Below are 9492 nucleotides of genomic sequence, written 5' to 3'. Positions count from 1 at the left end.
TACGTATATGTCTTTGTTTCTTCCGTACTTTCTTCGGAAGAGTTTTCTGTAGTTCCTCCTGTATTAGATCCGCTCGAGTCTGAACTTCCACTATTTGTATCGCTACTTCCGGTATTTCCTGTATCTGAAGTATCATCGCCTGATCCGTTATTATTTTCACTACTTGTAGTAGCTGTTGTAGAAGCATTCGAGCTTACTGTGCTTGACTCAGCAGATGAAGAAGTATTCTCTGTGGATGCATTATCACTAGAAGTAATAAGCTGCAAAGAATCAGCATCTATAATTCCTTTAGCTGAGTACGGGTTTACAATAGTATCTTTTTTGATCTCCTCGTAAGATACTTCTCCGCTTGAACCTATCTCTGTCTTTGTAGATTCGACCCATTCAACAGTATCAGTATTTTGTGATTCAACTACTGTCTCTTGTACAACAGTATCCTCTACAGCAACATTAACCTCAGATTCTTCCTTTACTTCATCGCTTACATCGACGGCCTTGTACTCGATATTCTCCTTAACTTCAATAGTCTGACTTTTAGTATTGAAGGTATAGTCCTTATAATCATCACCTGATAACTCTTTCATCGTAACTGTATAGGTACCAGCCGGGATATCATAGTGATATATTATTCCGTCTTTATCCTCATCCTTCCAGGTAGTTGTTGATCCGTCAGGCTTTTTGATCTCAACTTCAAAAGGAACTCCTGAAATAAGCCTTGCAGACTCACTGCTTAAGAACTTGATCTTAAGGTCCTGCTTGATTGAAGCAAGTGACAAGTTAACCTTTACACCGTTTTGTTCTTCCTGTGTAGTTGCTGCTGAAGCCGCCTCAGATACAGCCTCTGCCGCTGCCTGCTTAGCTTCCTGTGCATCTGCTACAGCTACAAGCCCCGAGCTACCCGGAACCTGCATCTCTGCTATTTCGCATCCAACATTACTAAATGAAGAGATCTCATCAGCCCTTGCTTTTGTTCTGATTATCAGACTTCCAAGCGCAACACCTGTAATAATAACTACAAGTCCTATCGCCATCGACATCTTTTCGAGAGCATTTGAATTTTTCAAAAAAAGAATTATATTGTTATCTTGTTTTCTCTTCCTTTGTTTTGCAGGTCTTCTCCTATTAGAACCAGAAGAAACTTTGGCTCTTCTTTTTCCTCTGCTGCCATTTCTTACAGGGGCTACAGTTTTGCCATGAGAGCGTGACCTTACACTTGTACCTTGAGCATTTTTAGAAGATGACCTTTTTGAGACAAACTTTTCTTCCTCTTCTCTTAAGTCATTTTCTATATCATCATAATCAGATGCCCCTACCGGAACAGGTTCTTGTTGATAATCATCATATCCATCAGATTCAGCATCTTCTAAATAATCTTCATATCCATCAGATTTAGTATCTTCTAAATAATCTTCATATCCATCAGATTCAGTATCTTCCAAATAATCTTCATATCCATCAGATTCAGTATCTTCTAAATAATCTTCATATTCATCAGATTCGTAGTCTTCATAAGAAGACTCATCTTGCGTATCCTGAATATCTTCATCGTACTCATCATATTCATTATCAAAATCCCTGGTATCATCAGATATCTCGTCATCAAGAAAGTCTATAGGGAAATCTGATTCTGATGATTCGAGGTTTTTGGATATGGCTGCAGCATTAATAAGAACAGTATCATCTATATTCTGATATGAACCTGACATTTCTTCTGCAGTTTTATATATAGCATGTTCTAGATCATCACCATTTACAGAATTATCTTTGTTTTCAGGATCAATTCCATTCACAGAATCATCTATCTTTTCAGGATCATCTGTATAACTATTATCCTGGTCTTCAAAGGCTCCTTCTTCTACAAAAGCCTTTTCTTCAAATTCCTCGTAGCCTTGAGCACTACCACTTAAATCATCTTTGTAATTATCCTGATCGTTATAATCAACCTGACCATTATAACCATCTACATCTAAGGCTCTTGGCATCCTAGATGCGTTTCTTCTATTTCTGAATTCCTGCTTTCTATAATCAGGTATGCTCTTTGTACAAAAAATGCTATGATGCTTTTTCATAAGTAATCTCCTCGTTGCCCCTAAAACATTAATAACATGATACAGGCGCCCCACAATCGGCACCTTATGACAAATAGCTTGTTACTTATATCTCTTTATGTTTGAATCAATTAATATAGAAAACCATTATTCCTGATAACAGGATAACCATTCCCAAAAGCTTTCTTGTAGTAATCTTTTCTCCAAAGAAGAACCTTGAAAGAAACATTACGATAACATATCCAATTGGTTCAAGTATTACAACCTGCATATATTCAAGCCCCGAATAGCACACTACAGATATAAGCATTGATATCCCAAGCATTCCATAGCCGCATATTACAAGGGCATTTAAATACTGTCTGATAAAAGAGGAATACTCTTTTCCCGAACTCTTTTTAAGCAGTATCTGTGAAAATGATGCAATTATCTGTCCTAAAACTGCAAGAAGAAGGTAAAAACTCATTGCTCATCCTCCTTCTTGATTTCTTTAGTCCCTGACTTTTCTGCCGCATCAGGATCTGTATTAAGGATTACAGTTCCTGCCATTACCATTACTACTCCGACAACTTTATAAATAGTAACATCTTCATGGAAAAGGACTATGCTCCACATAAGTGACCACAAAAGAGTCATGGCCTTGTTGGCATAAGCTATTGAAAGCTGGAACTTCCCGATAAGCTGCTGCCATAAGATCGCATAAATACCAAGTACTACAACTTCCAAAAATAAAAGTCCGATTGTCTTTACAGACATAGCACCATTTTCATTAAGTGAATTGCCTACAAATCCTCCAACAACCGTGTTGATACTATATATTCCAACTGCCAGCTGAAGCAGCAGAATATCATTCAAAGCTACTTTCCTATTCATCTACATCAAGATCCTTCTATATATTATTAAAATTTTCTTAGTCTGTGCTCACCTTGCCAGGATAGATAAGAAGGGCGAAGTGATATGCCACATACTGTCTTGCGCTTACATTAATATGAATATTGTCATTCAAATATTCACCCGAATTAGACTCAGTTATAAATCCCATATAATCGTCAATAAATGATACATTCAAAGTCTCTGAAGCCTGAAACAGACGTCCATAATAATCGGTAAGAGTTCCATTACCGTAGTTAAGAACATCACCCGGCTGCATATTACCGGACTCATCAGGAGCCGTGCAATAAGTAAATGTATTAACTACGATCCTGATATGAGGATAAGCTTCATGAATTGCCTTAACTCCTGCTACAAAAGCTCCCATATAGGTATATTCATCAAACTCATATCCGGATGTCAGAAGATTATCTACATCTGTAGGATTATAAAGTGTTCTCTTTTGAATATAATCATTGCCATCATACATTATGCACAGAGTATCTATACTGTTAAAATCAATGCTCTTAAGAGCATCAACACTTGTAACATAGTCCTGGCCCATATCAGAAGCTTTACTTGAAAGTTCACTAAAGTCTCCTGACTTAATAGCCTTAGCTACTCCCACAAAGCTATATGTATCTATCTCTGTTCCTGATCCAAGAGGAGCATAGGCAACTGTAGTTCCGGGAAAAGAGACATTGTAAACTGTAGCACCTGTCATATCAGCGATCATATTTGAAAGCCCGGTTTCTTCATCTCTGTCATAGGAAAAGACATCATTACCAAGGCAAAGAATAGTATCAACACCGTCATCTTCATGTCCCTGTGTATCAGCATCAAGCGGATACAGAACATTATCTTCTGCATTAAGACTTATCTCAGGAACATAATCAGGATCATATTCTACTGTTATTCCTCCAAACTGGAATTTCCATATAACTCCAAGGAATAAAGCAACAAAACACAAAATTACAATAAGCAGTATTATAGGAAGACTGATCCTTCCGCTATTTGACCTATGATCATCCCTTCTGTTTCTTCTTTTTCTTCTGTTCATATAAAACCTCTTACTTTGCTTTAGTTCTCCGCAACCACAAGCGGATCAAGATATATACTATAACCGTCCATCTGAGCAATTAACACAAGCCCCATCGTTTCAGGATCAATATCCGTAGAAAGGCTCATATTAAGGATCACATACATACACTTGGCTTCTCTTGTAGTCTCAAGAAGAGCTTCAATATTATAGCTTCCGCCAGGTGCTATATTCATCTGTTCAAAAACTGCGTTCCAATAATCCCACTGATCTTCAACATAGTCCCTTCCATAAGCAAGCATTATATCTGTATTATACTGTCTTATAAAGTACACAAGCTCAGGAGGACATGCTGCTCTTACACGTGCCTCTCCTTCTTCAGGAGCGATGAGATTACAAATATCTATTGCAGCTGTAGGAATATGAAATCTGTTCTCTGCCTTTGTAATATACTGACTTCTATATACAAGACTGAAGCCGCTGCATACAATAACAACAGCTATCGCAACTACAAGTCCAAGCTTCCTTCTCCTGTCAAAAAGCCTGCAGAAAGCATACGAAATATCTATTCCCATAGGTACAAGCCACAATACCCTGTAGTAGGTTCCATCTTCCATACCAACCTTTTCATATAAAGCTGTGGTAAAAGGCATGAAGAACATTACTATAATAAACAATGGCATGACACCAAGAATCATCTTTTTCCAGGTAACCTTCTCAGTTACAACTATATAGATTGCACTAGCTATGAACAGTAGTGGCAAAATACCACTTCCACAATAATCCTTGAAGGTATCTACCGATCTCAAAAAATATTGAAGCATATATAACCTTTCCTGAATCCAAATCCTTTTATTCTTTCTATTTATCTATGTTTTGTATTATCATTCTGCCTTTATAAAATATTCCAATACCCTTTTAACAGGCACAGATACATAAGAAGATAAATAACATTAGGTATGCATACAACTGCTGCCATTAGAGCAACTGACAGTTTCTTATACCTTATTATCAAAACAAGCGAGCATGCTCCTATAAGTATTGTTCCAAACATAACTCCCATTGATGAAAAAATTCCTGATGCCATATTTACAAGTATCATAAGCATCCACGGTGCAAATCTGTTGGACTTTGAAAGCTTCTGCCTGTTTTCTCTTTCAAGATCTTCTCCTATCCACAGGAAAAGCCATATGATAAGAGGAATCGCTATATTGGCAAGCATCGATTTACCCTGCCATGTTCTTGTAAGAAAGAATGTCTCTGCTGTTGAAATGGATGTATGACCAAACATCTGAAATACAGCCATTATTATCATGAACATAGGGAGCTTATTTGGATCTTTTCTAAAAAGCATTCTGCCGATTTCCAAATAGATAGCATATGTCAAAGGAATAAGGAAAAGCGGAAGGAGAGTGTGTGCAAGTATTGTTGCATGAACTCCCGACATCTTAGCTATAAAAGCTATCCACATTGTAATTACTGCAAGAGCATGTCTTATATCAAGCGTAGTAGAGCCGCCTGTATAAGGAAGAATAGTATTCATGGTATCTGTCTGAACTGCAAGCACAGATTCAACAACATAGTAAGCATCATCTCCGTCAAAGGATGCATAGAAGAATGCCATATAAAGCTGGAATAATACAAACACAGCAAATATCACCCACAATATCTTGCCTTCTGTAGAATAGCGGACACGTCTTCCATACACGTCTCCTCTTGGATCCATGTAATCTTCTGCAAGAACATGCTGCTCTCCAGGGAATACTGCTTCAAGCCTGTGCTTTATACCTCTGTAAGAAAGAGAATTGATCTCTCCTGATGCAAGGTCTTCCTGCTTCTTTTTATTAATAAGAATTATTCCTATAATAAATCCTGCGATTGCAAGTGCTATTTCTATTGCTGAATATATTTTCACACATATAGAAAAGGCACTGTAGGTGATAAAAAGCATACAGGGTATAGCTACAATTTCAAACACAGCAAGTGATAAAAGATACCCTGCTATAAAAGTCACAACCAGTGACCGCCTTCTTTCAGGCAGTATGCCTGCAGGTATTATCCCTATTAAAATCGGCACTATAATAAGCCACAAAATCAGCATTATAAGAGTATAAACTGTTCCCATCTATTGACCATCACTTTCAATATGTCTTAATAAATTCTTCTATCTGTCTGTCCATGCAAGCCGGTATATCGCCGCCCATATTCCATACGTCAACCCATTCTATTATCCTGTCTATGGCAGTGCTGACGTCTGTTTTTCTCTTCCATCCAAGCTTTTGCTTTATCCTTGATGTATCAAGCCTTAAGTAGCCGGCCTCATGAGGTCCTTTATCTGATACGTTCTTCCAAGAAGCTCCAGCATGATTCTTATTCCACTTATTACAGAACATATCAGTAATATCTCCTGTTGTAAGAATATCCTCTTCGTCAGGTCCTATATTATAGCTTCCTTCAAACGATATATCTTCATACTGCCTTGCAGCAAGCATTAGATATGCATACACAGGTTCCATTACAAACTGGTATGGGCGAATTGAATAAGGATTTCTTACAATTATTTCACTACCACTTATGACAGCTCTTATACAATCAGGAATGATCCTGTCTTTGGCAAAATCTCCTCCGCCAATAACATTACCAGCTCTCATAGTAGATATAGCACACTTTCTTTGGGACCCGCTAAAGAAAGAATTCTTGTAGGAATATGTAACAAGCTCACTACAGGACTTTGAATTGGAATACGGATCAAATCCGCACAGTTCGTCAGTTTCTCTGTATCCCCATTCCCACTCATTATTTTTATATACTTTATCAGTTGTAACATTAACAAAAGATTTTACGCTATCCGTAAGCCTTACACATTCAAGAACATTTACGGTTCCCATAACATTAGTCCCATATGTAAGAACCGGCTCTTCATAAGAAGTTCTTACTATAGGCTGGGCTGCCATATGGATCACTATATCAGGTTTTTCTTTGGCAAAAGTATCCTTGAGTAACGCAAGATTTCTTATATCACCTGTTATGGAATTTATATGATCCTTAATATCAGCCATATCAAAAAGCGAAGGATCTGTAGGCGGATCAAGTGAAAAGCCAACAACCTCTGCTCCAAGAAGTAAGAGCGTTCTGCACATCCAGCTTCCTTTAAAGCCGGTATGACCTGTTACAAGAACCTTTTTACCTTTATAAAATTCCCTCATTGAAAGTCTTTCTTCCTTCAAAAAAGTGTCCTCTCTTTGCAATCTGCCCATGACAACTGATCATCCTGATCCAAGTACCACAAATTCCTTATTTATCGCTGGAATCTTCCTTGCTGGCTATATCTTTTTCAGGAGTATCAAATCCTATTCTCTTCTCCTCAACTACAACAGGTCTGTGAATAACTCTTGTATTTATATTAAGAATATATTCTCCCATAAGTCCTATAAAAAACATCTCAATAGACATAAAGAAGAAGAGTCCAACTATAAGAGGTGCCTGTCCGGCATCAAAGCCGTACCAGTTGGTAAGTTTAAGCACAAGATATATAAAGGCTACTATCAGTGAAAAAATAGAGCATATAAAGCCAAAGATAGTTGCAACTCTAAGTCCCACCTTGGTATATGAAGTTATGCTGAGCATTGCAGCATCATATAAGGTATAGAAGTTATTATGGGTTTTACCAGCTCTTCTCTTGGGCTGCTCATATTCAACAAGCTTTAGATTAAAACCTGCTCCGTATTCAGCAACTATTCCTCTTATAAAAGGCACCGGATCATCAAGCTTTCTAAGAAGCCTTATAAAAGTCTTATCATAGAGACCAAAGCCCGTGAAATGCTCTATCATTCTAACCTGAGACATTCCCTTTATGAGCTTGTAATATATACTTCTTAAAAAATATATAAATCCGCTCTCACGGCTTGACGATTTTACTCCTGAGACAATCCTGTGTCCCTTTTCCCATTCATGTACAAATACAGGAATAAGTTCAACCGGGTCCTGAAAGTCAGCGCATACAGGTATAACGCAGTCTCCATCAAGGCTGCACATACCATAAAATGGTGAATTGAACTGTCCGAAATTGGTAACATTAAATATAGCTTTGATCTTAGGATTTTGCGCACATAAGGCTTCTATCTTATCTCTTGTTCCGTCAGTTGAAGCATTGTCTATAAAAACGATCTCATAGTCATATGAGCTAAGATCATTTTTAATAACATTCTCAACAGCCCTGCTTATAGGTTCTACATTTTCAACTTCGTTAAAACATGGAATTAGTATACTTATTTTTTTCATATATTCCTTTAAGATCTTTTAATTATAAAGATCAGATGTTATCAATCTGCAACCACTGTATTTGCAAGTCTTTCCTCTTTGGAAAGAAATGGTGCAAGATCATCAAGAGACGGTGACACGAGACTTCCATCGGGAAGCTTTTTGGTTGCCGACTTTGGTTCAAAAAACTGCTCAGGCGAACAGAACACCTCACATATTGAATATGACTTCTCATTCAGTGTCCTTGTCACACTCTCTTCAAGCTCTTTGTTACTATGACATGAATAATAAGGATATCCATATGCAGCAGCAAGCTTTGAAAGATCAGGGAATGACAATCCACCGCTTTCAGGACCTATTCCTACAAAGTGCCTGTCAAAAAGATTGGTCTGCGTCTGTCTTATGGAATGATATCCATCGTTATTTATAACAAAAATATGTATAGGAAGCTTATTGGTCACAATGGTCTGAAGCTCCTGAAGATTCATTTGAATACTTCCATCTCCTGTTACAAGCGCTATATCTTTATAATTATCAGCAATACATGCTCCTATTGCTGCAGGGAGGCAATACCCCATAGAAGCGATCGCTGAGTTGATAATAAAGCGCTGACTCTTTTTGATCATAAAAGAGTGACTTCCAACAACGCAGGCCGAGCCATTACCGACAACTATGCTGCTTCCTTCTGGAAGCTTTTCTGACAGCTTTCCAAAAAAGGCATAAGCATTGGTCATTCTGGTATCATTAAGCTTATCATCAGAAATTACAGGATATGCTTTCTTATAGAACCTGCAAAGGCTGCTCCAGTCAGAAGGCCTTTCACTTCTTCTTATATCTCCTGCTTCTGGTTCAATATCATCTGCGCCCTTCATGAGCTTTACCTTGGCAGATTTATATAAAACTTCTCCCATAGGAAGCGCTCTGTCCAGTTTATAAAGAAAATCTGCCGCATCAGCCCATATAGGCATATCCACATGGATAGTAGGCTTTACAAGCTCAAACCTGTCTACATCCACATCTATAACATAGGCGCCTTTAGCCCATGAACTAAAATTATATCCAACCTGTCTTATGGAAAGTCTGTTTCCTATAGCAAGAACAAGATCAGCATTTTGAACAGCATAATTACCTGCTCTGTCGCCCATAATACCGCCGCGGCCTACGTAAAGCGGATCATCATCTTCTATAAGATCTATGGAATTCCAGCCTGTAACAACAGGAACCCCAAGCTTTATACAAACACTTTTGAATATTTCATATGCTCCTGATGTCCTT

General features: G+C 37.9%; 8 protein-coding genes and 1 pseudogene. All 9 read right to left on the bottom strand.

Annotated elements, in window-relative coordinates; all coding sequences use genetic code 11:
• A pseudogene (locus K6G87_RS16655) lies at positions 1-2069 on the bottom strand (hypothetical protein); the annotation flags it as partial.
• A 106-nt stretch (positions 2070-2175) separates the two neighbouring features.
• A complete protein-coding gene (locus K6G87_RS16650) occupies positions 2176-2514 on the bottom strand; it encodes a multidrug ABC transporter (protein WP_296839757.1) in 339 nt (112 codons plus the stop codon).
• Entirely contained in the window at positions 2511-2921 is a 411-nt protein-coding gene (locus K6G87_RS16645; RefSeq protein ID WP_296839756.1) for a transporter, read from the bottom strand. The genes K6G87_RS16650 and K6G87_RS16645 overlap by 4 nt, the downstream gene beginning before the upstream one ends.
• 37 nt (positions 2922-2958) lie before the next feature.
• A complete protein-coding gene (locus K6G87_RS16640; RefSeq protein WP_296839755.1) occupies positions 2959-3978 on the bottom strand; it encodes a hypothetical protein in 1020 nt (339 codons plus the stop codon).
• Positions 3979-3998: 20 nt separating this feature from the next.
• Positions 3999-4781 carry a hypothetical protein gene (locus K6G87_RS16635; protein WP_296839753.1) on the bottom strand — a complete coding sequence of 261 codons (783 nt, stop codon included), beginning with the start codon at positions 4779-4781 and terminating at the stop codon, positions 3999-4001.
• 71 nt (positions 4782-4852) lie between these two features.
• Positions 4853-6082 (bottom strand): DUF6077 domain-containing protein, encoded by a 1230-nt coding sequence (locus tag K6G87_RS16630; RefSeq protein WP_296839752.1) that lies wholly within the window; start codon positions 6080-6082, stop codon positions 4853-4855.
• A gap of 16 nt (positions 6083-6098) precedes the next feature.
• A complete protein-coding gene (gene rfbG, locus K6G87_RS16625; protein WP_296839760.1) occupies positions 6099-7163 on the bottom strand; it encodes a CDP-glucose 4,6-dehydratase in 1065 nt (354 codons plus the stop codon).
• Positions 7164-7251: 88 nt separating this feature from the next.
• Positions 7252-8238, bottom strand: a complete 987-nt coding sequence (locus K6G87_RS16620) for a glycosyltransferase family 2 protein (protein WP_296839751.1) — start codon at positions 8236-8238, stop codon at positions 7252-7254.
• 41 nt (positions 8239-8279) lie between these two features.
• A partial coding sequence (locus tag K6G87_RS16615; protein WP_296839750.1) for a thiamine pyrophosphate-binding protein occupies positions 8280-9492 on the bottom strand: 1213 nt, incomplete at its 5' end.

This window comes from Butyrivibrio sp., assembly GCF_024699075.1.
This window is presented reverse-complemented; position numbering and strand designations above follow the sequence as displayed.